1 pseudogene is annotated in these 1039 nt (G+C 70.5%); it reads left to right on the top strand.

Annotated elements, in window-relative coordinates:
- Nucleotides 1-1039: pseudogene (locus BU52_RS32605) on the top strand (alpha-1,4-glucan--maltose-1-phosphate maltosyltransferase); the annotation flags it as partial.

The following is a 1039-nucleotide window of genomic DNA, read 5'->3' as shown; positions in this document are numbered from 1 at the left end:
CCCGGCTGGCGGCGGCGTTGACGCCGGAGGTGGACGCGGTGCTGGCCGCGCACCCGTTGCGGGAGCTGGTCACCAGCAGCGAGCCGCTGCCGCTGCTGGTGGAGCGCGAGCGGGCCCTGTACGGCTCCTGGTACGAGTTCTTCCCCCGCTCCGAGGGCACCCCCGCCCGGCCGCACGGCACCTTCGACACCGCCGCCCGGCGCCTGCCCGCGATCGCCGCGATGGGCTTCGACGTCGTCTACCTCCCGCCCATCCACCCCATCGGCACCACCTTCCGCAAGGGCCCCAACAACACCCTCGACGCCGGCCCCGACGACGTCGGCGTGCCCTGGGCCATCGGCTCGCCCGAGGGCGGACACGACGCCGTCCACCCCGGCCTGGGCACCCTGGAGGACTTCACCCGCTTCGTCGCGCGCGCCGGTGAGCTGGGCCTGGAGGTGGCCCTGGACTTCGCGCTGCAGTGCTCCCCCGACCACCCCTGGGTGCACAAGCACCCCGAGTGGTTCCACCACCGCCCCGACGGGTCGATCGCGTATGCGGAGAACCCGCCGAAGAAGTACCAGGACATCTACCCCGTCGCCTTCGACGCCGACATGGACGGTCTGGTCGCCGAGACCGTCCGCGTGCTGCGGCACTGGATGGACACGGGCGTGCGGATCTTCCGCGTCGACAACCCCCACACCAAGCCGGTGGTCTTCTGGGAACGGGTGATCGGCGAGATCAACCGCGCCGACCCCGACGTGATCTTCCTGGCCGAGGCGTTCACCCGCCCGGCGATGATGCACACCCTGGCCCAGATCGGCTTCCAGCAGTCCTACACCTACTTCACCTGGCGCAACACCAAACAGGAACTGACGGAGTACCTCACCGAACTGTCGGGGGAGGCCGCCTCCTACATGCGGCCCAACTTCTTCGCCAACACCCCCGACATCCTGCACGCCTACCTCCAGCACGGCGGCCGTCCCGCCTTCGAGGTCCGCGCCGTCCTGGCCGCCACCCTCTCCCCCTCCTGGGGCATCTACAGCGGCTACGAACTGTG

Origin of the sequence: Streptomyces toyocaensis, assembly GCF_000725125.1 — a bacterium.
GTDB classification, from domain to species: Bacteria; Actinomycetota; Actinomycetes; order Streptomycetales; family Streptomycetaceae; genus Streptomyces; species Streptomyces toyocaensis.
The sequence above is the reverse complement of the archived record's forward strand: the minus strand, read 5'-3'. Positions and strand labels throughout refer to the sequence as shown.